Origin of the sequence: Proteiniphilum sp. UBA5384, assembly GCF_002410825.1 — a bacterium.
Lineage (GTDB): Bacteria > Bacteroidota > Bacteroidia > Bacteroidales > Dysgonomonadaceae > Proteiniphilum.
In genome coordinates, this window is record NZ_DHOS01000047.1 from 166,751 (window position 1) to 192,989 (window position 26,239).

Consider the following 26,239-nt stretch of genomic DNA (forward strand, 5'->3'; position numbering starts at 1 on the left):
TCCTCCCCTTAAAATTGAAATTATGATCAATAAAAAAACTAAATCAATCTTTTTTTTACTGCTTTTGTTTTTTTCTTTTATAGAGGTGAACGCACAGTGTAAATTGACCAATACTGCTTTTGCAAGCGGTGAAGATATAGAGTATGATCTCTATCTGAATATGGGTATTTTGAATGCACGGGCCGGTAAGGGGTCCCTCTCGGTGACCGAAGCAAATTACCGTGGTGAAAATGCTTATAAGATAGTGATGATGCTCAATACTTCCGGTCTGGCCGGTAATATATATACGGTAAATGATACCCTTACCTCTTTTGTAGATAAGGATCTCCGTCCTTTGCTGTTTACCAAGGAGGCATTTGAAGGAAAGGATTATTCTGTAGACAGGCAATCCTATACCTATAATGGCGATCAGTTGAAAATACGTACTTTCCGGTTGAGGAATGGAAAAGAGCAGTTCGACGAGGTAATCACTACCGACCAGTGTACCTATGATTATCTTTCAGTCATGCCTTATATCCGTAACCTTGATTATTCTGATATGAAGCCCGGTGACAGGCATCATATCCGGTTTATTTCCGGAAAGAAGTCGGTGAACATGTATGTCAATTACCAGGGAATCTCAACAGTAAAAGCAAATAACGGAAAGAAATATGAAGTAATCAATCTCTCCCTGACCATACTCGATGACGCTTTTACAGATCAGAAAGATGCTTTGAAGGCCTCTCTTACCAATGATGAGAACCGTATCCCGATAATTATAGATACTACGCTGAAAGTAGGAACTATCAGGGCTGTCCTCCGGAATGTAAAAGGAACCAGGAATCCGTAGTTATTCTTTATTTTTCCTAAAAAGAATGTATCTTTGTGAGCTACTAAAGATTAAGAGGAAAAGATATGTCAGATCCGATATATTCCATAAAAATACCAGAGCCGGCACTCAGGAGGTTGCCGTGGTATTTATCATACGTGAAGTTGCTTAAAAGTCAGGGTGAAACTATTGTATCTTCTACCCGCATTGCAAAAAAGATTGATGTTTCCGCCTCACAAATAGCCAAGGATCTTTCTTATGTTGATATAAATGGCAAAACCCGGGTAGGCTACGATATCGATGATCTGATCAATGTACTGGAATCGTTTCTCGGATTTACAAATACCCATACCGCCGTAGTTTTTGGAGTGGGCAGCTTGGGTGGGGCATTATTGTCGGACTCTGGACTGGAGCAGTTTGGGTTAAAGATTATTGCCGGATATGATGTGAATCCTACTGTGATTAATCATCCTCACGATATTCCGGTATTTCACTCCGATGAATTTATTGTACGCAATAAAGTGATGAAGGCAGAAATAGGCATTCTCACCGTACCTCCCGGAGCCGCTCAGGAAGTGTCGGATTATATGATCCGGGGCGGGGTGAAAGCTATCTGGAATTTTACACCTTTCCGCATACGTGTTCCTGAAGGGATTGTACTTCAAAATACCTCATTATACGCCCACCTTGCCGTCATGTTTAATCGGTTGAACGGATGATTTTTTAAGAAATGAAGATTTTTGCTGTCGGATTGAACTATGCTTCCCACAATAAAGAGATGGAACGTACGTTTATCAGTAAGGAGCCGGTTCTTTTCATGAAACCGGATACAGCGTTACTGAAAGGAAATAAACCGTTTTTTTTGCCTGATTTCTCCTCTGAAATTCATTATGAGACGGAGTTGGTGGTAAAGATAAACCGGTTGGGTAAGAATATTGCCGAACGCTTTGCTCACCGCTATTACGGTGAAGTAACCGTAGGAATTGATTTTACCGCACGGGATTTGCAAAGAAAACAGAAAGAGTTCGGCCTGCCATGGGAGATCGCTAAAAGTTTTGATAATTCTGCTGTTATTGGGGAGTTTATTCCCATAGGGAATATGGAAGATATTCAAAACGTGGATCTTCGCCTGGATATCAACAATCAGACTGTTCAACGGGGCAATACCAAAGAGATGATTTATCCGGTAGATAGAATTATTGCTTATATCAGTCAATTCTTTACATTGAAGATTGGGGATCTTATCTTCACCGGAACGCCGGCAGGTATAGGTCCGGTAGCAACTGGTGATCATTTGCAGGGTTACCTCCAGGATAGAAAACTATTGGATTTCAGAGTAAAATGATACTCAATCAACCATCATACCGATACAAAATGAACAAGGTGATTTTTACTATCTTCTGTTGTACGCTTTGTGCAGCATCGAATTCTTTTGTCTCTGCGCAGGATTATAATCCTATCCCCGTGGCGTTACCATCACTACAAATAGCTCCCGACGCAAGGGGGGGAGGTATGGGGGATATTGGGGTGGCTACCATGCCCGATGTCTACTCACAACATTGGAATGCGGCAAAGTATCCGTTTGTTTCGGGTAATGCGGGTATTGCCTTTTCGTATACGCCGTGGCTTAGTAAACTGGTGAATGATATTAATTTGCTCTATGCCTCCGGCTATTGGAAATTCGGCAATGAGAACCTGAATGCTATCAGCGCGTCAATACGTTATTTTTCGCTGGGCGACACAGAGGTTGGGACCCTCAACGATGAGTTCTGGCAAACCGTTTCTCCTTACGAATTTGCCATTGATGTTGCCTATTCGAGGAGACTTTCTGAAACATTCTCTGCCGCTGTCACCATGCGTTATATTCATGCAGATTATTCTACCGGAGATGATGACACAACCCCCGGCAATGCTTTCGCTGCAGACATCGCCGGCTATAATGAATCTTATTTCCATATGGGGCGTACGGAAGCGCTCCTTGGGCTCGGTTTTAATATTTCCAATATAGGAACAAAAATTTCTTATGACGGGGGGACAACCAGCATGTTTCTTCCCGCGAATCTCCGGATGGGTGCTTCGGTAGGATTTCCTTTGGACCCAAAAAATACCCTCTCGGTCAGCTTCGATATCAATAAGCTGCTGGTGCCAACACCGCCGCTTCTTTCAGCAGATGAGACCGATGAAGATTTTGAACAGCGCAGAATTGACTATCAGAATATCTCATCTATCGGGGGAATTTTTAAGTCGTTTGGCGATGCACCCGGCGGATTCAAGGAAGAATTGAGGGAGGTAATGTGGTCTGTTGGAGCGGAATACCGGTATGATAACCGCTTTGCTCTCCGGACGGGTTATTATCATGAGAACGAATATAAGGGTAATCGTCGTTATTTTGCTTTCGGAGCCGGTTTCAGGAATGATATTTTCCAGATTGACGCTGCTTACCTGATATCAGCTGCGCAATCAAATCCATTGGATCAGACATTACGTATTTCCTTCGGTCTGGATATACAGGGAATCAGAAATTTAATGCGATAAATTATGCAAATAAGGATAGGTTTCGGATATGATATGCATCGTCTTCAGGAAGGAAGAGCACTCTGGATGGGAGGAATAAAACTGGAATACCAAAAAGGATTATTGGGCCATTCCGATGCCGACGTACTAATCCATGCCGTCTGTGATGCACTGTTGGGAGCTGCCAACTTACGGGATATAGGATATCACTTTCCTGATAATGCGGACGAATTCCACGATGTGGACAGTAAGATTCTCTTGGAAAAGACAATGGATTTATTAAGGGATAAGGGGTATTCTGTGGGAAATATCGATGCCACTATCTGCGCTGAACAGCCCAAGCTCAATCCCTATATACCTGCAATGCAACAGAAATTATCGGAAGTGATGAAGGTAGATGCAGAGGCCATTTCCATCAAAGCTACCACATCGGAGAAGATGGGATTTGTAGGCCGTGAAGAAGGTATTACCGCCTATGCGGTGGCGCTTGTCCAAAAGCCATAGTGGTGGCAGAATATGTCCGGCTTTCACAAAATAGCAAGGTTCATGACCTTTTGTCGGGGGAGTTTGTATGCTCGGTGTCGCTGGTTGTTACGTAAAAAACAGTCGAAAGGACATGGAGTACATTCCCCTTTTGCCTTTGATCTGATTACCAATGTTATTTATTCGCCTTATAGCTTTTATGCGTTTTCAGATATCCCTGAGATCCTTTCTAAAAACGGACTTGATCCCTATTTAATTGGAAGGATTAATCACTTTTCTTTTCGTCTGGTATATTATCTTAACCCAAAAGACATATTGGAAGTCAATACCGGGATAGGTGTGAATTCACTGTTTCTTACTGCCCCGTCACCATATATCCATTGTACATGCGTAGAAGAAGATAGGAATAAGGTGGAAGTGGCGGGACGACTGCAGGAAGAAGCCGGCCGGAAGTGCAAGATGGTGCCTTCCCTCGCTGACTGTAGGGGTGAACATTATGATGCTATATTTATTTATTTGAAAGATAGGGATATCCCCGATATTTCTGTATTGTCGGAGATGAGTAAGCCAGTCACTTTTTGGGTCTTTTACCCTATAAATAGAGGATCGGCTAAACAATTTTGGAATGAAATCGTTCATGATGTGAATGCCCGGATGACGTTCGACTTGAAAGATACAGGAGTTGTTTTTCTGAGGAAGGACTTTGGAAAGGCGAATTATTTTGTGTAAAAATAGTTAAGTGTAAAAATGAAAAAAAGCATAGTATATACGAAAACCGGCGACAAGGGGATGACTTCCCTGGTAAGGGGAATGCGGGTAAGTAAAACGCACGTTCGTCTTGATGCATACGGTACAGTGGATGAGTTGAATAGTTATATCGGCTGGTTAATTTGTGAAGTGGATGATACTATTCATCGTGATTTTCTCCGGTATATCCAGCACAAACTTTTTACCGTAGGCTCTTATCTGGCGACAGAAACAGAAAATAAGGATCCGAAAGCGGCCAGTATTATCTCTGAGAAAGATATATCGCGTATTGAGGAGCAGATCGACATCATCGACGGGAGATTACCTCGATTGAACCGGTTTGTGTTACCCGGAGGAAATGAACCTGCCTCACGTGCCCATATATGTAGAACTGTGGCGCGGAGGGCAGAGAGGAACGTGTATCGGGTTGCCGAAAAATTTCCGGTCGCAGAAGAGGTTTTGATTTTCCTGAACCGTCTTTCAGACTACCTTTTCGTATTTGCCCGGTATGAAAGCAATAAAACATCCGAAGAAATATTTTGGGAACAAGGCGATATATAAAAACTTTTTATACATTTGCGGAAAAATAGAAAAATAGCAGTAACAACAAATTAAATATATTATCAATGTATTGGACACTTGAATTGGCATCGAAATTGGAGGATGCTCCCTGGCCCGCTACAAAAGATGAATTAATTGATTATGCCCAGCGTTCGGGCGCTCCGCTGGAGGTGATTGAGAATCTTCAGGAAATTGAAGAAGATGGTGAGATATTTGAATCAATAGAAGATATCTGGCCTGATTATCCCAGCAAGGAGGATTTCTTTTTCAATGAAGACGAATATTGACCCGTCAGAGAGCAAAAGCAGACATCCAAACAAAAAACATCCCGGTTAAGTGAATTGCCGGGATGTTTTATAAGTGATAACGTAAATAACCTATTTACTTTACATTAGCTTATTGATTTTTTCAGTAAACAGGGTCTTGGGACCTGCTCCTACTAACTTGTCTACTACTTCTCCGTTTTTAATAAAAAGCACAGTAGGAATATTGCGGATACCGTATTTTGAGGTTGTATCATCATTTTCATCCACATTCAGTTTACCTACTATCACTTTATCTTTGTATTCTTCCCCGATCTCTTCGATGATGGGTCCGATCATTTTGCAGGGGCCGCACCACTCCGCCCAGAAATCTATGACCACTAGCTTGTCCGTATCCAGGACTGAGTCAAGGGTTGCGTCTGTAATTTGAAGCGCCATATTTGTCTTTTTTTATTATTAATTAGTTGATTTTAAAATCGATAGATAAATTACTCTTTAAGTAATCGATGAACCTTTTATTGACTTGAATCTTCGCCGGTCGTGAAAACAACTGGACTCTCATGTGGGGTTCTTCACCAATGATTTGGAAATATAACAATGAATTTCCGGAATTGTTTTTTACAAGTGCCGATAATTCGGTTACCGAAGTATCATCTATCTCTGAAAGAGGTATTTGCAATGTAATCTTTGATACCAGTTTATCTTTCACTTCAGATAAGAGGGAGATAGAGGATATTTTTATTTCCATCTCTTCCGGCCGGTAATTTTTGGGTTGTACCCTTCCTTCGATATATACGGATAAACCTATGCGCGCATATCTGCCGAAATTCACGCTGTCTTCGCTGAAAAGTGCGATCTCAAATTTACCCGCATAATCTTCGAGTTTGAAGATGGTGTAGGGCGATCCCCTTTTGGTCTGCCCTTCACGTACCGCTGTAATAATCCCTCCGAAGGTGATATCCTTCCCGTTCAGCGAATCGAGATCCTGCAATTGCAGCGTATCTGCATTACATACATACTTGAGGATAAACTCATATTCGTCCAACGGGTGTGCGGAGAGGTAAATGCCGATCAATTCCCTCTCCTTGTTCAGTCTTTCCAGATCCGACCAACGTACGGCCTGGGGTATTTCGGGGCGTGCTATCTGGAAGGAAGTATCGTCGCCGAACAGTGAGTTCATGGCTTCTATCTTATCCTGCTGGTATTTATTGCCGTAGCGGACAAGGGTCTCTAAAAACTCCTCTCCCTTACTATTCTGAGCCGCGAACTGTTCCCGCTGTATGCCGGGAAAGGAGTCGAAAGCTCCTGCCATCGCCAGCGCTTCAATATTCTTCTTATTGCAGGAAGAGAGGTTCACCCGTTCCACAAAATCGAAAATATCCCTATAACGGCCGTTTTGCTTGCGCTCGGCAATGATATCGTTGACCGCATTTTGACCTACGCTCTTGATAGCAGCCAGACCGAAACGGACGTCGCCCGCATCATTCACCGAGAATTTCATCATCGATTCATTCACGTCAGGAGGCAGCACATTGATGCCCATTGCCATGCACTCATCCATGAACTTGGTAATTTCAGTGATGTTGTTCAGGTTGTTGGAGAGTACTGCCGCCATGTATTCCGACGGGTAATTGGCTTTGAGCCATGCCGTTTGGTAAGCTACCCACGAATAGCAGGTGGCATGGGATTTGTTGAAGGCATACGAGGCAAATTTCTCCCAGTCGTTCCATATCTTGTTGAGTACCTTGGCATCGTACCCGTTTTTGGTACCACCTGCGATGAATTTCTCTTTCAGCGCCGTCATCTTGTCGATCAGTTTTTTCCCCATCGCCTTACGCAATTCATCCGACTGACCGCGGGTGAACCCCGCAAGCAGACGGGAAAGAAGCATCACCTGTTCCTGATAGACGGTAATCCCATAAGTTTCATCGAGGTATTTCTCCATGACGGGAATATCATAAGCGATCTCCTCCCTGCCGTGTTTGCGGGCGATAAAAGAAGGTATATAGTCCATGGGACCGGGGCGGTAGAGGGCGTTCATCGCTATCAGGTCCTCAAACTTACTTGGCTGCAGCTCTTTGAGGTATTTCTGCATGCCGGCCGACTCAAACTGGAAGGTGCCGGTGGTCTGTCCGCTGCAATAGAGCTTGTAAGTGGTATCGTCATTCATATCGATGGCGTCGATATCTAGCTTTATCCCCCGGTTCTGTTCGATGATAGCTACGGCATCCTTGATGATGGAGAGTGTCTTGAGGCCAAGGAAGTCCATCTTGATCAATCCCGTCTCCTCGATCACAGAGCCCTCGTATTGTGTGACGAGCAACTTTTCCTTTGTCTCCTTGTCTTCCGCCGTACTGATAGGCACTACATCGGATATATCGGTCTGGCCGATAATTACACCACAAGCATGCACCCCCGTGCTTCGTACGTTGCCCTCAAGCATCTGTGCATACTTCAGTGTATTTTTTACCAGAGGGTCGTTACTTTGGGCGGCTTCTTGCAACTCCGGCACATTTTCGATAGCTGCTCTCAGGTTAATTTTTTTGACGTTGGGAATCCTGTCGGGTACCAGCTTAGCCAGCCGGTTCGACTCGGACAAAGGCAGTTTGTGTACCCGCGCCACATCTTTGATGGACGATTTTGTAGCCATGGTACCATAGGTAATGATATGGGCTACCTTTTCACTGCCATACTTTTCGGTCACCCAGCGTAATACCTTTCCACGACCTTCATCATCGAAATCGATATCGATATCGGGCATCGATATACGGTCAGGATTAAGGAAACGCTCGAAGAGCAGATCGTACTTCAATGGATCTATATCGGTGATTCTCAGACAGAAAGCCACTGCCGACCCTGCAGCCGACCCACGTCCCGGGCCGACGGCCACGTCCATTGCCCTGGCAGCGCTGATAAAGTCCTGCACGATGAGGAAGTAACCGGGAAAACCCATCGTCTTGATGGTCTCCAATTCGAAATCGAGTCGTTCCTCTACTTCCGGGGAAAGTGTTTCCCCGTACCTTTTTCTTGCCCCTTCCTTCGTGAGGTATGTCAGATAATCGGCTTCCAGCTTGATGCGGATTACTTTATTATAGCCGCCCAACCGATGAAAATTAGCCTCTCCGAACTCTTCTATCAGGGCGGCTTCGGAATATTTTTGTTTGTACCCCTCTTCGGTTCCGAATGCGGAATCGATAGGGTAGAAAGGCATCAGGGCGGCATGATCTATGGAGTAAGATTCTATTTTTGCCGCTACTTCCAGCGTGTTGGTCAGCACTTCAGGGATATCGGCAAAGATATGGTTCATCTCGGCAGTGGTCTTCAGCCACTCCTGCTTGGTGTAGCGCATCCGGTTGGGATCATCGAAGTCCTTTCCCGTACTCAGGCAGATAAGGCGGTCATGTGCGTCTGCATCCTCTTCGTTCACGAAATGGACATCATTGGTCGCGATCAGCTTCACATCATATTTCCGGGCGATTCGGATCAACTCCTGGTTGACCCGTTCCTGTTTGGGATAGGTAGTCTGGTCGGCATCTATCCGGTCGGTCTTGTGCCGTTGCAATTCAATATAATAGTCTTCCCCGAAAAGGTTTTTGAACCATTGCACCGCCTCTTCGGCCTCCTGGATTTGTCCGCTGTCTATTTTCCGGGAGATCTCCCCACCGAGGCAGGCAGAAGATACGATCAACCCTTCGTGGTATTGCTCCAGCAGTTCCTTATCGATACGGGGACGGTAATAAAATCCTTCGGTCCAACTCTTGGAGACCATCTTGATAAGGTTCTTATATCCTTTCAGGTTTTTTGCCAGTACTACCAGATGCCATCCGCTGCCGTCGATCTTCTCCGACTGCAGGTGACGGCTGCGGCGTGCCACGTAACATTCACACCCCACGATTGGCTTAAACAGCTTATTTTCTGCTTCGGTGAGCTTTTGGCGGAGTTGTCCGATCTTCTCCCTGTCTCCCCGTCTCCCTGTCTCCCTGTCTCCCTGTGCCCTAGTCGCCTCGTCTCCCTGTCCCCCAGTCTCCAAGCTCTCCTCGTTCCCGGTCTTTTCCAGTTCGCTGATCTCGCTTTTAATTTTTTTTATTTCGGCATTTACCGGTGCATTTTTCTTGCTTGCGTAGTTAAGGAATTCCTTGATGCCGTACATGGCACCGTGGTCGGTCAGTGCCAATGCTTTCATGCCATCTCCGATGGCTTTGTCAATCAGGCGCTGTATACTTGCCTGCCCGTCGAGCAGTGAGTATTGAGAGTGAACGTGTAGATGTACAAACGGATGCATATATATTGGTCGATTTTTTTATTCTGAGCTGTGTACAAAAATACGGAAAATTGGCCAAGGTAGGAGGAGATATCGGGAGAAGTTATCAACGGGGTTTTAGAAATTACTCATTCAGATAAATATAATGGAGGATGGCTGTTCTTTTTTGTCTATTTGTAAAATGAATTTTCAGCAAAAAAGCATCCACGCTTAAGGTATTGTTCACCTTAAGAAGAGTGCTCCGAATATTTCTCTACAATATATTGAGCTTCACAGCAAAATAATTTGAGTCTTACGGCAAACTAAAGCAGACACAAAATTTCTAACTTTGTACCACTCAATAACAGCAACAACAAAATTATGGCAGAACAACAAAACGATGCCTTTCAGACCATAAGCTATTCGGATATATTCCTTTCGTGTTTTTCCGAAAGGGGTACACATTGTGTCCATTCAAAACCCGAGCACGTTTTGTTATATCTGTATTCGGGCAAACAGGTTATCGAGGACAGAAATAAACGGATAACCATAAAAGCAGGAGAGTGTGCCTTTATCAGACGTGACCACAGGTTGACAATGTACAAGAACAGCAAGGGCAAGGAACTGTACAAAGGAATTTCACTTGTATTTCAGCGCAATGTGTTGCGTGAGTTTTACAGCAAAATGAACAAATCGGAAATTCCGAAAGACATAACAATTTCCGACAAGAACGTTTTCAAACTAAATAAAACCCCTGATATAGAAAGTTTGTTTCAGTCGCTTACCCCATACTTTGACAGCAACGTAAAACCAACGGAGGGCGTTATTCATCTGAAATTATTGGAAGGAATTTATGCCTTGCTGAATAATAATGAAATGCTTTATCCAATACTGTTCGACTTTGCCGAACCGTGGAAAATCGACCTTTTGGATTTCCTTAATGACAATTATATGGAGGACCTTTCAATGGAGCAAATCGCATCATTTACGGGGCGGAGTTTGGCAACTTTTAAAAGGGATTTCAAAAAGATAAGCAACCTCACTCCGCAAAAATGGCTGATAAAAAAGCGCTTGGAAATGGCTTACATAAAGCTGAAAGAAGAAAACAAAAAAGTGCTGGACGTTTGTATGGAAGTCGGATTTAAAAATCCATCCCATTTTTCCACTGCATTTAAAAAGCAATACGGAATACCACCGTCAGAAATTTAAAATTGAGCTTCACAGCAAAATAATTTGAGCCTTACGCCAAAGCTGTTGTAAGGCTTTGTCTTTAACTTTGCATTGTAAAAAATAATGTAATGCAAGAAATAGATATATTTGAACGGTTATGCAATGGCGAAACCATTTTGCCAAACGACCCCGAAGCTTATAAAATGCGTGAAGCATCATACAAAACAAAAGAATTATTGGTACAGATGAACAACGCCACAAACCCGAAAGAAATAAGGGTTTTATTAAGCCAAATCACAGGCACAGAAATTGACGAAAGCGTTGCCGTATTTACACCGCTATACCTCAATTATGGGAAGAACATAAAAATAGGCAAAAACGTATTTATAAACTTTGATTGTGTCTTCCTTGACTTGGGAGGAATTACCATAGAAGATAACGTATTGATAGCTCCCAAAGTCAGCCTATTATCAGAGGGACACCCATTAGAACCCGAAAACAGACACGCATTGGCACCGAAACCTATCCATATCAAAAAAAATGCATGGATTGGTGCAGGAGCAACCATATTGCAAGGCGTTACCATCGGCGAAAATTCGGTTGTAGCATCGGGTGCGGTAGTATCAAAAGACGTTCCCGACAATATAATTGTGGGCGGTATTCCCGCGAAAATCATTAAAGCCATTTAAAACAGAAAAAATGAAAGGATTATCAAATTTAGCAGTTGCAAGCCTTCTGTTTTTAGGGCAGTCCTGCACACAAAGTATAAACAATCAAAATGTAGAAAATATGAAAGAAACAGCAAAAACAGAACACTATACTTTTGAGTTGAGCAATAAGGTAACACGCCAAAAAGTAACCTTTAACAACCGTTATGGGATAACATTGACAGGCGATTTATACAGTCCCAAAAGTCGTAGCAACGAAGCTTTGCCTGCGTTGGCTATTAGCGGGCCTTTTGGAGCTGTAAAAGAACAATCTTCGGGGCTATATGCTAACCAAATGGCAGAACGTGGATTTGTGGTATTGGCTTTTGACCCGTCCTATACAGGCGAAAGCGGTGGTGAACCTCGTGCCGTTGCATCTCCCGACATCAATACCGAAGATTTCAGTTCAGCAGTTGATTTTCTTGGAATACAAAAAATTGTTGATAGAAATAAAATAGGTATTATTGGTATTTGTGGTTGGGCTGGCTTTGCTTTAAACGCCACTGCTATTGATAAGCGTATAAAAGCCGTAGCCACAGCAAGCATGTACGATATGACAAGAGTAATGTCAAAAGGCTATAACGATGTAGTTACTTTGGAAGAACGTACCAAAACATTAGAGCAATTGGGCGAGCAACGTTGGAAAGATGCAGAAGCGGGAATATTCCATGCAGGAGCAGTATTAAACCCCGAAAAGCTGAAAGGCGATGAACCACAATTTGTAAAAGAATACTACGACTATTACCGTACACCGAGAGGATTTCACGAACGCTCTCTAAACTCGACAGGTGCGTGGAATGCTACCAATGCATTATCGTTTATGAATATGCCGATTTTAACTTACATCAAAGAAATATCGCCACGACCCATGTTACTGATTGCAGGGGAAAAAGCACACTCACGTTATTTCAGTGAAGATGCTTATAAAAATGCTTCCGAACCAAAAGAGCTAATGATTATCCCTAATGCCGTTCACGTGGATTTATACGACAACGTAGATGTAATTCCATTCGACAAGTTGGAAATATTCTTTAAAGAGCATTTAAAATAGGTCTTTTCTCGGGAAGTGCAGAAAGTTCATAAACCCGTTTATCCGTAGATAATACTACCCTACTGTTGAGATCGTCCGGTATTTCAAGAGGTTCAGCCATCCTAAGAAGGAATACGGTAGCCCATAAACGGTGCTTGTAAAGTGTGAAATCAAGTCCCTGGTGATTCTTTAAAAACTCTGCAACAGTCGCAGGGGAGAAATCACCGGACATATTCAAGTCTTCGTATATACCGGCATAACGATCGTCAGATTTGCCTGTCTCTTGCAGATATTTCTTATATTTTCCTTCAAAATTCAGTTCAAGATACTTTCTGCATTGTGATTCCCAAGGGATATATGACAAGCTCTTTCTCCAGATGGCAGAAAAAGCATCCTTATCGATTGTTTCCAGAAATTGAAATTTTGCACTGTCATCCAACAGGGGAGTAATAGATCCTTTTTTAACATCTGCATCCACACTGTCCAGATAGGTGTGATAGCTCTCATTGATATCTGTTGAAAATCTGTTTATCTCATTGTAAACAGGTAATTTTATCTGCTATAATCATGCAAAACAGAAATGGGAATAAAGTCTATCAGTATCTTTGTCAAACTCCTCATTAAAAATCCTCACCTCGACGGAAGAAAAAAGTTACGTTGCATCACTCACTTTTCACCACTTCAGCCGGATTTTGGACGGATGCCCGCCAGCTTTGCCATGATACGGAAACCACAGAAAATAACAGTACGGCAATGCCTGCCAGTGCAAATATCCACCAGTCGAGTGAGGTTTTGTGGGCGAAGTTGGCAAGCCATTGTTGCATGACCCACCAGGCGAGCGGCGAGGCAATCACAAAAGCGAAGAGGATGCGGTAGATAAAACTCCTATTCAGCATCCGGATGATCTGCCCGGGTTGCGCTCCGTTCACTTTCCGGATGGCAATTTCCTTCCGTCTCCGCTTGACGATAAATGCCATAAAGATAACCAGCCCCAGGTTGGCGATAACAAGGCATAATAGCGAGAACAGGTTGACAAGCCGTCCTGCATTGAATTCATTACGGTAGACCGTCCCATATACATCCTGCAAAAAACTATAGTTGGGCGGGTAATCAGGATTTACTTTATTCCATACTTCATCGAATATCCTCAATCCTTCTTCCTGTTTGTCCGGCGCGAATTTCAACATAAAACAATGCCGGAACAGTTGCCGCTGCATGATGAACAGGGGAATAGACTCTTCATAGATATTGATATAGGTAAAATCATCGGTTACGCCGCAGATGGTACCTTTGCTGATATAATCGATTACATCATCGGGCTGTTCTTCCATCACAAGGATATTCTCCGTTTTGCCGCCTACTTGTGTTGTTTTTATCAAATTAAGCTGTTTCGATATGCCGAATGAAATAATCACGATAAATATCACAATTGCATATTGTATTACAAGCATATACCGGATATTGGAGAATGAGAAACGAGAAGGGTTCAGGCTATCGCGTGTACTGATGAACATCGTAGAAGAAATGCTTGCCAGTACGGGGATAAGCGACACAAATAGCGTAAGCCCCAAAAAACAGAGTGCCAGCCCGATTGTTCCATAAGAGAGAAACCGGAACGTTGGGAAATGAAGTATGGGCGCCAGATAATAGGCTGCAATTCCCCCGATCAGGATAGAGAGTAAACCAATCAGGACAGCCGGTATGGATTCGTTATAGAGGATAGTGGAAGCGTCGGCACCATTTAGCCTCAATAGCCGGTAATATCTTTTGTTGTAAGAGAATAGCAGGCTGTGGTTCAACCATAAATTGAACAATACCACTACTAACAACAAGATATTGGCTCCTGCAATCAGATAGATATAATAGATATTTCCGTTATGCTCCATTTCCCGTTGTGCCCGGCTATGGAGATGGATATCGGTCAGCGGCATCAGGTGGGCCGTTACCTCTTCGGTTAGATTTTCGAATGCATCATAATGGGCTTCAATCTGTTCTTTTACTCTTGGAAGGTTACGTATATCATTCAGTAAAAGATATACATAAGTCCATTCGGGTATGTCTTGTCGCCGGTGAAAGAGCAGGTCGGTATGGAAATGGGAGTTTTCGGGAAAATCGTCGAATACACCACTTACAAAATAAGTTTTTGAATCCAGTCGCCTTCCTTCCAGAGAGAGTTCTTTTCCTATGGGGTTCTCGTCACCAAACAGTTCCTGTGCCAATGACTGACTGACAAGGATGCTCTCCGGCGATTTCAACACGTTTGAAGGATCGCCTGTCGCAAGTGGATAGCTGAATACTTCAAAGAAATTGGGAGAGACCGCATAAAAGTCGTTCATGATGCGTCGTTCACCTGCATAGGCCAACACAGCCGTATTGACTTTGGTGATGGATACAAATTGTTCGATCTCAGCAATTTTCTCCAGTTCCGATTCCACGTTTTGCAAATAGAGACGTCCGTCCAAAGGTTCATCGTCATATTGTATCGATAACCGCACCATACGGTCGGCATTCTCGTTGAAACGGTCGTAGCTCAACTCTTTGCGGATATACCGGTACGACAGGAGCAGGCAGGCGAAGATCACCGACAACCCCAACAGGTTGACGATACGCAGAGACCTGCTCTTTACTAAACGACGGAAAATTGGGGTTATATTCATTTTACTCACCTTTTAAAGAATCCACCGGATTGGCGCGTGCCGCTTTCCAAATCTGAAAACCAACGGTAAGCATCGCCACCACAGCGAAGATCACCGACAACAGGAACACCCACCCACTGATGACAGTTTTCGCGTACAAACTGTTTCATCTTCACTTTTTCATTTCTATGCTACCTCTTCATTGAATCACAAACATCAGCGAGATAGAAAGATCTATGCTGGAAACGTTTAATTACATCTGCACTTCGGTGACGATCTGTCCGTCGAACAGGTTGACGATGCGGTGTGCGAACGAGGCATCGTGTTGCGAGTGGGTTACCATCACAATGGTGGTTCCTTCCCTGTTCAGTTCGGTGAGCAGGTCCATCACATCCTTCCCGTTTTTGGAGTCGAGGTTACCGGTCGGCTCATCGGCAAGGATCAGTTTGGGGTTGGCGATCACGGCGCGGGCGATGGCGACACGTTGCTGCTGACCACCCGAAAGCTGATTGGGAAAATGTCCCGCACGGTGGCTGATATTCATGCGGCGAAGCACTTCCTCCACCCGTTTCTTGCGCTCCGATGCTTTTACTTTGAGATAGGTAAGCGGTAACTCCACATTTTCATATACCGTCATCTCTTCGATCAGGTTGAAACTCTGGAACACAAAACCAATTTTACCCTTACGGGTCTGGGTACGCTCTTTCTCTTTCAGATGTCCTACTTCCTTACTGTCGAGCCAGTATTCTCCCGACGTGGGGTTGTCCAACAGCCCGAGGATATTCAACAAAGTGGATTTACCACAACCCGACGGCCCCATGATGGCTACAAATTCACCTTCTTTTACTTCCATGGCGATATTGTTCAACGCGATGGTTTCCACCTCTTCCGTACGGAATACTTTTCTTAAATCGTTAATCTTAATCATAATTGTTGCTTTTATTTTAGAAGTTTAGAAATTTGAATTTAGAAGTGAAGAATGGAAGAGTTTACTCTTTCTTCAACGCATTCACCGGATTCTGGTGCAAAACCCACAGCGTCACTCCCGATGTAGCCAGAATGGCGATGATGCATTGGATCAATATGGGAATCACGAACATTGTCCAGTTCAATGAAGTATGATTACTGTATTCATTTAGCATGTGGGTTGCCATATAATAGATAATAGGCACGGCTACGATTCCGGCAATCACAATCCATTTGACGATATCACTGGTCAATAAGGTGAATATTGCTTCGGGGGTAGCTCCGTTGATCCTGCGGATCCCAATTTCCTTGGTCCTGCGGACGGTGGTGTATAAGTGTATCGCTACCAGTCCCAGCATTGCGATAAAAATCGAAAGCAACGAGGCCAGTGTGATTACCCTCGAAGTGGTTGCGAACGTCTCAAACTTTTGGTTGTAGATATCTTCACTCCAGGTGGCATTGATTATAAAGTCGGGATCGAATTGATGAAAGACTTCCGCCGTTTTTTCGAGCGCATGTCTCCTGTCGGTTCCTTCCCTGAAACGGATATATATCGTACCTCCCCAATTTGTTTTGCTCAAAGCGATGGGGGCAATCTTATCGGCCGGATAGGCATAACAGAAATCTTTTGCGACGCCGACTATTTCAGTAATACCCCATGTATACATTACAGATTTCCCGACCACCGGAGGTGACATCCCCAACATCTTGACAGCAGCTTCATTCAGCACGACTTGATAAATGCTGTCGGGCGCATCTTCCTTGAAAAAATCACCTTCGACCAATTGCAATTCCATCAGTTCACCTACTCCCGGCATGATCCGGTACTCATTGATGCTATGCCTTTCCTCCTTATTGTCGAGCAGGCTGATACCCTGTCCGCTGCATCCCCTCCCGAAAGTATGCTGTGCTCCACTTACCTGTTTTATTTCAGGTACGGAGAGCAATTCCTGTCTTATCGCGTCAAAACTATTGCGAATCGTATTATTCATCGGAATAGTCACTACATTTTCAGGATTATATCCGAGGGGAATATTTTTGAGATAATTGGTCTGGCTATTGACAATCAGGATAAACGACACAAGCACGATGGTAATGATGGATTGAAAAACCACTACACCCACCATCAACCTGCGTTTTGAAAACCGGATCATCCTTTTGCCCAGGATATCGAGCGGGCTGAAACGGCTCAGATACAGTGCGGGATAAAACGCCGAAGAAACAACGGTCACGATGAAAAGGCCGGCGGCAGACAGGATAAAAGTGGGATTCCATAACTGGACCATATCAATCTCCCTGTGGATCAATTCCGAAAAATAGGGAGCAAGTATGATCGTGAGAACCACTCCGATGATAAAGGCAATCAATACGATACCGGAGACCTCGGAAAAGAATTGCCTGACAATATCACTGATAGCCGCACCGTTCGTTTTGCGGATACCGATCTCGCGCATACGGGTCTCACCCTGTGCGATAAACAGATTAATGAAGTTGCTGACAGCGAGCAACAATATAAACAATGCGAGACCGGACAAGAGCCAGACAAACCGCATGTCTCCCATCCTGCCAATGTTACCGCTGAATCCATCGGAATGTAAATAGATATCGGTCAGTTTATCTGTTTTGCCATAAACTTTCGCACTGAACGATTCTCCGAAAGCGGTAGTGATAGAGGAATATTCTTTTTCGATGGCACTCCTTACATCGCTGAGCGATGCATCCGCACTCACCAGATAGTAGGTCAGAAATTCCAATCCCGGCATACCTCCCATCCAATCATCTATTGACTTCATGGGAAGCAATGCATCGAATGAGAAGTGAGTATTGGCCGGAAGATTTTCCACTACTGCCGAAACAGCATAATCCCGGTCGCTGATTTTGAGTATCTGGTTGATCGCGCTGTGGCTGTCACCAAAAATAATATCAGCCTGCCGACGTGTTAACACAATTGAATTGGGGTTACTCAATGCCGTTTGGGCATCTCCTTCCACAAACTTCATCCGGAATACCTTGAAAAATTCAGGATCCACACATAAAGTACGGACATTCTGAAAGCGCTCCTTCTCTTGAATGACCTCTAACGTTCCTCTCTGATAGAGTTGAACAGCCGCTTCCACTCCGGGTATTTTCGCCGGAAGTTCCGTATAAGCTTTGCGCATATTGATCGCATAATGAGTAGTCTGCTCATTTCCCTCCCAAACGGTTATCAAGCGTACGATCCGCTCTTTGTTCTCGAAATGCTTGTCGTAACTCAGTTCATTTACCACAAACAGGATCAGCATAATAGAAACCGCCAACCCGATGGCCAACCCGGTAATATTTACCCATAAGAAAAATCGGGTACGTTTGTAAGATCGTAGAATATTCATATCATTTTTTTTAAGAGCCAAGAATAAAGACATGAAAGTCGAAACTTCCACTGTTTCCTCATCAGTCTCATTGACTTCGTCAATCTTTCTTCAGCGAATCGACAGGATTCTGATTGGCTGTCTTCAGACAATTCATACCCACAATCAATTCGATAAACAATATCACTATGACTCCGCATCCGATAAATAAAAACGGAGACAATCCGATTTTCTCAGTAAAATTCTCCATCCATTTAGAAGCCACCAGGGCTGCCGCAGCTTCTCCCACCACACAGGCCGACAGGGCGATAACAAGGATACTCTTCATGAACAGCCCCAAGATGTCACTCAAAGTCGCTCCATTAATTCTCCGGATAGCTATTTCAGCCCTGCGGCGTAGCATCTCGTTGTTGACATAACCAATCAACCCGATAAGAGTGATAAGCACGGTAATCAATCCTCCGATAAAAATGGCATCACGGAATTGACGTTCCCCTGAATACATATTCACCAGGCTGTCGGCATAGGGCGAAAGCGCTATTTCCTTTTCGGGCATGGTCTCCTGCAATAGATCGAAGACTTGTTCGATATTCTCTCCGTTCATCGAATGAAGTTTGATAATAATATTGTTACTTGGGGTATTTCTGAAAAATAGTACCGACGGACGCGTGTCCTGATCGGAAATTGCCCCCAGCCGGATATCCGGAAATACTCCCACGATCCGGCTCAGTCCATGCTCAGTAATAATGATATCTTTCCCCACCACATCGTCCCATCCGGCGATAGTTTCCATTTTTTCTTTGAATGACCGGCTGACGACTACTTCATTGGGGGCACTCTTGGCGTCAAATGCTTTTCCTTCAACAATGGGTATCTCCATCAACGGGATGTAATGTTCATCCGCCCAGTACATGTCAGCAATATTGAACAGTTCACGCTCCTCTCCGGGTATAATTACATTGTTACCGGACATATTCTCGAATGGGAGCATACTCGCCGTTGCTACTGATGCCACCTGGGGCAATTGCCGCAACCGATCTATAGCCGTCTGGACAGTATTCCGGGGTACACCGAAAGTGCCGGCATGTAAAACGTTCCCGTAAGAATAACCCGGGTTATCGTTGGTCATCAGGTTGTATTGTTTGCTGACAATGACCAACAACGAAAAAAGAAATGCTGCCGCCGCGAATTGCACTGAAAGTAATACCAGTTTCCATCTTGCCCGGATCTGTCCTGTACCCCGAAAAATGCTTGCCACGGGAATACGGGATAAAATATATGCGGGTGCGAATGCGGTAAACAGAAAGATAAGAACGGCAATTACCGCCAGATAGAGGGAAGAACGGAGACTGAACAATGAACCCAATGATGCAGAAAGCATCTCTTCAATGGTTCCCCTGAAACTGAATACAAGTAAACCGGCAAGTAGCAAGGACAAGACAAAGTGAAGGAATGTCTCGGTCATTATTAAACTACCCACATTCCGGTTTTCAGCTCCATAACATTTATATACTGCTATCTCCCTGGAACGACCTACCAATGCGGTGATCACAATCAGTACATAATTCAGGATAGCCGTAAGAATCAGTGCGAAAGCTATAATTGTAAGCAGTAGTGTCATCCTCTTGACCTCGGGAGAATCGCTATGGATGGATTTTAACGGGAGGAGAGCATAAGTGAGAGTCCAGCCGTTTTTAGCCTCTATCTCCTCTATCTCCTGGTGCTTCTTTTGCATCAGTCGAACGGAGGGAGCCAATTTTTCAGGATCGGTTCCCGGATGCAACTTCACATACCCCCGATAGCGGTCGTTTCCCAGCCAGTTTTCCCGTCCGTCATAGCTGTAGAAGGAGGCCATCGAGTTGAGAGAAACAACCACATCATAACGTTGATGGGAATTTTCAGGAACATCGCTGAATACCCCATCTATTGTCAGTTCCCTGCCGGGATAGGTTTCTAATTGTATCTGTTTCCCAATGACATCGCCTCCCATTTTCTCAGCAGTGGATTGCGAGACCATGGCGTACATCGGACGCGACAACACCTCTTTGGCATTCCCTCTAATCATCGGACGGGGAAGCAAATCGAAAAAACAGCTGTCAGCCATGATAAAGGTGCCTTTATACCGTTTTTTGTCGGGTGTAGAAAAAACGGCATTTTCCCCGGTCAAATAGGTAAACCGAGTTGCCGCTTCCACTTCCGGTATTTCTGCTTTCATGCCGGGAGCTATTGCGCCGCTGACCTGTCCCCATTGATCCAGTCCTGTATCATTTGTCCTGCCGGACAAGGTAGTCCATATCTGATAGATACGATCCGCGTCAGGATAGAAATCGTCATAATTTCGTTCAAAACTTACCTTTGAGAGCAGTACCAGCCCGACGGCCAAACCAAATCCCAACGAGAGAATCTTTATCAGGTTGTTTTGCTTCTTCCGGTACAGGTTGCGATATGCTAATTTCAGATTGTTCATATTGTCCCATTAATTTATTCTGTTTTCAGTGAATCCACCGGATTGGCGGTTGCTGCCCGCCAACTTTGCCAACTTATGGTAACAAGGGTGATCAATAAAACTGCCAGTCCCGCCAATACAAATACCCACCAATAGATTGGCGTGCGGAACACAAAATTTTCAAGCCATTTAATCACCGCAAAAGAGGCTATCGGAATTGCGATGACAAAGCAGACGGAAAGCGTGATGAGATATGTCTTGTTCAGCAAGGCAAGTATTTCTCCGACGGACGATCCCAATACCTTTCGGATGCCGGTCTCTTTACGTCGATATTCGCTTTCGAAGATCACCAGGCCGAAGACGCCCACCATAGAAAGAATAATGGCAATCAGGCTGAACAAGGTGATTAATGCACTGATTTTTTGTTCTTTTTCATACAATTGATTCAACACCTCGTCATAAAAACGCACGTGGAACGGATAGTCCGGGTCGATGGAATCCAAAACTTCCTTTACATGCTGCAATGCTGCGCCGAGATTGCTTCCGGCTTTCACCCTGACATAGGCATAATTGGCTGATCTTCCCCAATTTTGCGTTCCCCATACATAAAAAGCCATCGGGGCCATTTCGGTACGAAAAGAAGCAAATTTTATGTCGGGAATAAAACCCACTATCTCTGCATCATCTATCCGGTGGTTCAATTCCAGATCATAATCACTGCGGGCTTTCTCGTTGAAGACATACACTCCGTTTTCCGTATCTTTATCACTTTCCCTGAACCCTCTGCCCTCGACGACATCAATTCCCATTACTTCGAGAAAATCGGGATCAACGGGAAGACATTGGTATTGGATGTTCTTGCCTCGGTATTCACGCCCCCAGCCCATGTATTGTTCCGAACTCGACAGTAAAAATTGGGCATAGGCAACACCTTCTATGCCCGAAAAGGAATGTAACTCCTCCGTAAAGACATCACGGCTTTGATTGATATTATTGTTTATATCGGTAACGATGAGCGCGTCCTTGTCGTACCCCAAAGGAGAGTCTTGCATGAACCGGTTTTGGAGGTACATGAATCCTGCCACCATCATCAACACCAGTGAGATGACGAACTGAAAGCCAATCAGCATATTTCTCAGTTTTCTGCCTTTAGGCGACAAGCCAAAACTTCCTTTAAGTACCACTGCCGGAGGGAAAGAGGTGATATAGTAGGCGGGATAAAGCCCGGACAAAATGCCGGTAAGTATGGCCAGTGCCGCTGTCATACCGATCAGGACAGGATATGACCGTAAAGCAATGTCCATATCTACCATATCGGCAACAGGGGAGCGCGAAACCAGAAAAACAAGCGCCAGTGACAACAAGTAAGCCAATACGCTGATCAGGATAGCCTCCGCCAACAATGACAACCGCAATCCGGTGTCGGTGGCGCCCAATACCTTCTGGGTGTTGATCCCTTTGATACGCATGGGAGTCTGTGCCACGCTGAAATTCATAAAATTGACTGCCGCGATAATCACAATCACAAAAGCAATGGCAAAGAGTACCGCGATAGTTTGACGACTCGATTTCGGTGAGTTATCGTACAATACGTCGGTCGTATAATGCAAATCGGGCAATTGTGTGAATTGGAGCGAACCTTTGCTGAAATCAATATTCAGATCTTCCGGTAGGTTCTTCCTGAAATTATCATTGAGCAACGTAGTATCCACCGGGTTATTTCCATTGAGACGGATATATACATTATAATTCCAATTTCCCCAGTTATTTACATTCTCATTTTCAGGCATGGCAATGTATATACAGTTCTGTAAGGAAGAATTACGGGGGAAATCCCTGTACACTCCGCCTATCGTATAAATATTTTTGCCGGACAGTTTTAATTGCCTGTCCAAAGCTGTTTCGCTTCCGAAAAGTTTTTCTGCCATACTTTTAGGCACAAGCACTTTATCCGGCTCATTCAAGACATCCTTTTCTCCCTCTACTATATCGAAATGGAAGACATTGGTAAATGAAGGGGAGACGAATATGCTCTTTTCCTTGTAGTATGAAATCACTCCGGCCTTATCGATACCGAAAAACAACTCTCCTCCAAAAAAAGGATTACTTATTGCTCCGGCTTCAATCCGGGGTGATGATTTAAATATAAGCTCAGCGAATGGACGGGAGATAACGGCCTGCTTCTGCCCGCCCCCGTGTACAATATCTACACGGTATATATGCTCGTAGCCTTTTATTCCCTTGTCAAAATTGTAGTCATAACTGACCTGCATCATAATCACGATAAAAGAGGCAAAGGAAATCGATAGCCCTACTATATTCAACACATTGGCCATTTTAAAACGGCGGAATGCATGTGTCAGGTTTTTTACAATTTGTTTCATATTCTTTTTTAAGAATCAAGAACCTAAGCTAATTTATTAATTTGCCAATATGCCAATTCAACTGTCCCAATCTGTCGGAATTAATCTCATTATTCACATTGACATATTATAATCTATTTCAAAATCAATTCTTCCGCAGTACCAAACGTTTCGTAGCTGGAAGTGATCACCTTTTCACCCGGTTCAAGCCCACTGGTTACTTCGTAGTAGTTGGGATTTTGCCGCCCGATGGTGATCCTGCGTTTTACGGCTTTGTTTCCGTCCGGTGTGACGACGAAGATCCACTGCCCGCCGGTGGTCTGATAGAACGGTCCACGGGGTATCAGGACTGCTTCGACCGGTTGTCCGAGTTGCAGGCTGATATAATAGGTCTGTCCGGCGCGGATGTTGTCGGGCCGTTCACCCTCGAACATGAACTCTGTCCTGAACTGCTTGTCGCGCACTTCGGGGAATACTTTGCGCACGCGCAGCGCGAAGTTTTTGTCCTGCCGCTCAAAAGTGGCGTCGAGTCCGGTCCTTACCCGGTCGATATAGTGTTCGTCGATCATCGCTTCTACTTTGAAATCGGACAATACGCTGATCTGGCCGATGCGTCCCCCGGTAGGAATATTCTGTCCGATCTCCACATCCAGCAAACCTAACTGCCCGTCCACGGGCGCTTTGATATTGAGGTTCTCACTCCGCTGACGTATCAGCATCAGGTTCTGGCGCATATTATGCAAGCTCTCCTCCATCTGGTCGATCTGCACGGTACGGTAAAGGGAATCCTGTTTTTGGCGTTCCACCACCAGTTGCCGTCCATCCACCGCGAATTCGTAATCCTCTTTGGCCTGCAGGTAATCTTCTTTAGAAGCCAAATCCTCTTCATACAGTTTCTTGTACTGCTCATACTTGCGCTGTTTGCGGGTCACATCAAGGTCGAGTTGCAGTTTTTCCTTTTTCAATGTGAGCCGGTCCTGTTCCATCGCTACCTGTGTATTGCGCAGGAAATTCTGTTTCTCGGCCAGTTGCGCTTCACTATCCAGAATGTTCAGGCTCAGCATCGGGTTACTCAGGCGGACAATTGGTTCCCCCCTTTTTACATCTGCTCCCTCTTCCACCAGTTTGGCCTCCACCATACCGCCTTCAATGGCACTCAACTGTATGGTACTGATCGGTTGTACCTGCCCGCTGACGCGTATATAGTCGTTAAACTCACCCCGTGTGGCAGACTGAATAGAAATGCGGTTACCCTCCACATTCAATTTCGATGCGTGATTGCCGAAGATAAGCCATATAACAGCTATCAAAAATGCCACTCCTCCAAGGATGTAGGGGAGGTGTTTCTTCTTCAATCCCTTTTTCTTTTCAACTAAAATATCCATAATTTTTTCAACTAAAAACTAATAAGCACCTTTCCACTTAATCACCTAATCACTTTCCCCCTTCCACAAATGATTCTCCGTTGTAATACCGCACCAACCGCGCTTTGAGCCGGTATTGCAATTCCGCATTCATTTCTTCGGCTTTTGCTTCTACTACCCGATTGGCACTGGTATGCAACTCAAGTGGGCTGATCAATCCCTCTTCGTACTTCCTTTGATTGGCTTCATGTGCGGTCTCCATCGCTTCCCGCTGTTTCACAGCCTGCCGGTAAGCATCCGCCTGGCCATTCATATCCGCCACGGACTGCTCAATCTCACTGTAGAGCGTGCGGAGGGTTTCCTGAAATTCGCTCTCGGCAATAATCACCTGCGCCTTACTCCGCTTATAATTGGTCGTTTTTGAGAAACCGGTGAACAGGGGCACGGACAATGTAAATCCCACATAACTCCCCCGTTTGTTTTTGAGCTGATCCCAAAAGGGTTCATAATCACTTCCGTTGAGGTACCTTGCAAACCCTGAGGATATACCTGCCTCCATCGAGATGACCGGGGAAAAGCCCCCCATGGCTACACGTTTGTTCATTTGCTGTACTTTCAATGCCGACTCGGCAGACAGTGCCCTGGGATTGATCACCCTGGCTGTTTCATAAATGGCCGACACCGTTTCTCCCGATTTGACGATCAACACGTCGGATTGCTCATCCGTGATATCCAATTCATCCTCTATCGGAAAATTCATTCTCTCTTTGAGCAGTATGATACCGATGGTCAGCAAGTTTTTTTGACGTGTAAGATTATAGATATCTGCTGCTTCTTTCGCCGCCATTTCCGCCACGTCGGGTTTGGCTTTCATCCCCAGCTCTTCCATCCGTTTGGCCTGCTTCATGTTATTGGCGCTCTCTTCTGCCTGCTCCTCTGCCAGCTGTACCATCCGTTTGTAATACAAGACATTGAAAAAAGACTCCATGGTATCATACGCTACCATTTCCCGCTCTTGCTCCAGCTGCTGTTTTCCGGCGAGTTTACTGGCTTTTTGCATTCTAACCCTGTAAATATTCGACAAACCATCGAAGAGTGTCAGGCTGGAATAGAGCGAATAGGCATTGCTGAAAGAGTTAATATCGATGTAGGTATTTGTATCGTAATCGATTCCACGCCCGAAGTTGAAATAGGCATTCGTATTGACACTTAGCGATGGAAGCAGTCGGCCGATAGCACTCATGTAATCTTGCTGGTATATAGCATTTTGTGCGTTTTGCTTGTTGATTTTCGGACTGTTTTCTACCGCATACCGTATGCAATCGTCCAACGTCCATTGTCTTTCCTGTGCCTGCAACCAGGTGCCTGCAACCACTAAAAACAGCAATATGGGAAAAATTTTATTCATATTGATTGGATGCTTTCTTGTTTAGAATATACCAACCAATACCGTGCCAAAACAATTATCATACTGTATATGAATAGATTGACAATATAATAAATTATTGGATTTGTAAAATTATTTTACATGGGTGTTGATAATTTTACAATATTTTGAGTACATTTGCATTTTAGAACCTGTTTTGAATTTAT

Annotated in this window: 22 protein-coding genes; 11 read left to right on the forward strand and 11 right to left on the reverse strand. The window is 44.4% G+C overall.

Going from position 1 to position 26,239, the window contains the following annotated elements:
* Positions 1-22 precede the first annotated feature (22 nt).
* The 8 genes from B4G81_RS09460 to B4G81_RS09495 all read left to right on the forward strand — a co-directional run bounded on the left by B4G81_RS09460 (position 23) and on the right by B4G81_RS09495 (position 5,400).
* Positions 23-829: a DUF3108 domain-containing protein gene (locus B4G81_RS09460; RefSeq protein ID WP_294081874.1), complete on the forward strand. Its 807-nt coding sequence runs from the start codon at positions 23-25 to the stop codon at positions 827-829.
* A gap of 65 nt (positions 830-894) precedes the next feature.
* Positions 895-1,527, forward strand: coding sequence for a redox-sensing transcriptional repressor Rex (locus B4G81_RS09465; protein WP_294081876.1), 633 nt, complete (start codon positions 895-897; stop codon positions 1,525-1,527).
* An 11-nt stretch (positions 1,528-1,538) separates the two neighbouring features.
* On the forward strand, positions 1,539-2,153 hold the full coding sequence (locus B4G81_RS09470; RefSeq protein WP_294081877.1) for a fumarylacetoacetate hydrolase family protein: 615 nt from the start codon (positions 1,539-1,541) through the stop codon (positions 2,151-2,153).
* Between the two features lie 29 nt (positions 2,154-2,182).
* Positions 2,183-3,343, forward strand: a complete 1,161-nt coding sequence (porV, locus tag B4G81_RS09475; protein WP_294081879.1) for a type IX secretion system outer membrane channel protein PorV — start codon at positions 2,183-2,185, stop codon at positions 3,341-3,343.
* A 3-nt stretch (positions 3,344-3,346) separates the two neighbouring features.
* Positions 3,347-3,826 (forward strand): 2-C-methyl-D-erythritol 2,4-cyclodiphosphate synthase, encoded by a 480-nt coding sequence (ispF, locus tag B4G81_RS09480; RefSeq protein ID WP_294081881.1) that lies wholly within the window; start codon positions 3,347-3,349, stop codon positions 3,824-3,826.
* 42 nt (positions 3,827-3,868) lie between these two features.
* Positions 3,869-4,534 carry a hypothetical protein gene (locus B4G81_RS09485; RefSeq protein WP_294081883.1) on the forward strand — a complete coding sequence of 222 codons (666 nt, stop codon included), beginning with the start codon at positions 3,869-3,871 and terminating at the stop codon, positions 4,532-4,534.
* A gap of 18 nt (positions 4,535-4,552) precedes the next feature.
* Entirely contained in the window at positions 4,553-5,113 is a 561-nt protein-coding gene (locus B4G81_RS09490; protein WP_294081885.1) for a cob(I)yrinic acid a,c-diamide adenosyltransferase, read from the forward strand.
* Positions 5,114-5,178: 65 nt separating this feature from the next.
* Entirely contained in the window at positions 5,179-5,400 is a 222-nt protein-coding gene (locus B4G81_RS09495) for a DUF2795 domain-containing protein (RefSeq protein ID WP_019538324.1), read from the forward strand.
* Between the two features lie 99 nt (positions 5,401-5,499).
* On the opposite strand, the gene trxA is transcribed toward B4G81_RS09495, so the two are convergent.
* Together trxA and dnaE are read right to left on the reverse strand one after the other, a co-directional pair.
* Positions 5,500-5,814, reverse strand: coding sequence for a thioredoxin (trxA, locus tag B4G81_RS09500; protein WP_294081908.1), 315 nt, complete (start codon positions 5,812-5,814; stop codon positions 5,500-5,502).
* A 22-nt stretch (positions 5,815-5,836) separates the two neighbouring features.
* Positions 5,837-9,658, reverse strand: coding sequence for a DNA polymerase III subunit alpha (gene dnaE, locus B4G81_RS09505; protein WP_294081909.1), 3,822 nt, complete (start codon positions 9,656-9,658; stop codon positions 5,837-5,839).
* Positions 9,659-9,997: 339 nt separating this feature from the next.
* On the opposite strand from dnaE, the gene B4G81_RS09510 reads away from it, so the two are divergent.
* The 3 genes from B4G81_RS09510 (at position 9,998) to B4G81_RS09520 (ending at position 12,544) form a co-directional block, all read left to right on the forward strand.
* Positions 9,998-10,825 (forward strand): helix-turn-helix domain-containing protein, encoded by an 828-nt coding sequence (locus tag B4G81_RS09510; protein ID WP_294081910.1) that lies wholly within the window; start codon positions 9,998-10,000, stop codon positions 10,823-10,825.
* Positions 10,826-10,914: 89 nt separating this feature from the next.
* The gene (locus tag B4G81_RS09515) at positions 10,915-11,475 is read left to right on the forward strand and encodes a sugar O-acetyltransferase (protein WP_294081911.1); all 561 of its coding nucleotides are present in this window, start codon (positions 10,915-10,917) and stop codon (positions 11,473-11,475) included.
* 10 nt (positions 11,476-11,485) lie between these two features.
* Complete coding sequence (locus tag B4G81_RS09520; protein ID WP_294081912.1) at positions 11,486-12,544, forward strand: alpha/beta hydrolase; 1,059 nt, start codon at positions 11,486-11,488, stop codon at positions 12,542-12,544.
* Here B4G81_RS09520 and B4G81_RS09525 read toward each other — a convergent pair.
* From B4G81_RS09525 to B4G81_RS09565, 9 genes are all read right to left on the reverse strand, one after another.
* Positions 12,525-13,001, reverse strand: coding sequence for a hypothetical protein (locus B4G81_RS09525; RefSeq protein ID WP_294081913.1), 477 nt, complete (start codon positions 12,999-13,001; stop codon positions 12,525-12,527). The genes B4G81_RS09520 and B4G81_RS09525 overlap by 20 nt on opposite strands.
* A gap of 184 nt (positions 13,002-13,185) precedes the next feature.
* Positions 13,186-15,180 carry an ABC transporter permease gene (locus B4G81_RS09530; RefSeq protein ID WP_294081914.1) on the reverse strand — a complete coding sequence of 665 codons (1,995 nt, stop codon included), beginning with the start codon at positions 15,178-15,180 and terminating at the stop codon, positions 13,186-13,188.
* Position 15,181: 1 nt separating this feature from the next.
* Positions 15,182-15,319 carry a hypothetical protein gene (locus B4G81_RS09535; protein WP_294081915.1) on the reverse strand — a complete coding sequence of 46 codons (138 nt, stop codon included), beginning with the start codon at positions 15,317-15,319 and terminating at the stop codon, positions 15,182-15,184.
* A 93-nt stretch (positions 15,320-15,412) separates the two neighbouring features.
* Complete coding sequence (locus tag B4G81_RS09540; RefSeq protein ID WP_294081916.1) at positions 15,413-16,087, reverse strand: ABC transporter ATP-binding protein; 675 nt, start codon at positions 16,085-16,087, stop codon at positions 15,413-15,415.
* A gap of 61 nt (positions 16,088-16,148) precedes the next feature.
* Positions 16,149-18,494: an ABC transporter permease gene (locus B4G81_RS09545; RefSeq protein ID WP_294081917.1), complete on the reverse strand. Its 2,346-nt coding sequence runs from the start codon at positions 18,492-18,494 to the stop codon at positions 16,149-16,151.
* A 79-nt stretch (positions 18,495-18,573) separates the two neighbouring features.
* On the reverse strand, positions 18,574-20,940 hold the full coding sequence (locus B4G81_RS09550) for an FtsX-like permease family protein (RefSeq protein ID WP_294081918.1): 2,367 nt from the start codon (positions 20,938-20,940) through the stop codon (positions 18,574-18,576).
* Positions 20,941-20,954: 14 nt separating this feature from the next.
* The gene (locus B4G81_RS09555; protein WP_294081919.1) at positions 20,955-23,303 is read right to left on the reverse strand and encodes an ABC transporter permease; all 2,349 of its coding nucleotides are present in this window, start codon (positions 23,301-23,303) and stop codon (positions 20,955-20,957) included.
* Between the two features lie 113 nt (positions 23,304-23,416).
* Positions 23,417-24,667 carry an efflux RND transporter periplasmic adaptor subunit gene (locus B4G81_RS09560; protein ID WP_294081920.1) on the reverse strand — a complete coding sequence of 417 codons (1,251 nt, stop codon included), beginning with the start codon at positions 24,665-24,667 and terminating at the stop codon, positions 23,417-23,419.
* Between the two features lie 49 nt (positions 24,668-24,716).
* The gene (locus B4G81_RS09565; RefSeq protein ID WP_294081921.1) at positions 24,717-26,054 is read right to left on the reverse strand and encodes a TolC family protein; all 1,338 of its coding nucleotides are present in this window, start codon (positions 26,052-26,054) and stop codon (positions 24,717-24,719) included.
* Between the last annotated feature and the right edge of the window lie 185 nt (positions 26,055-26,239).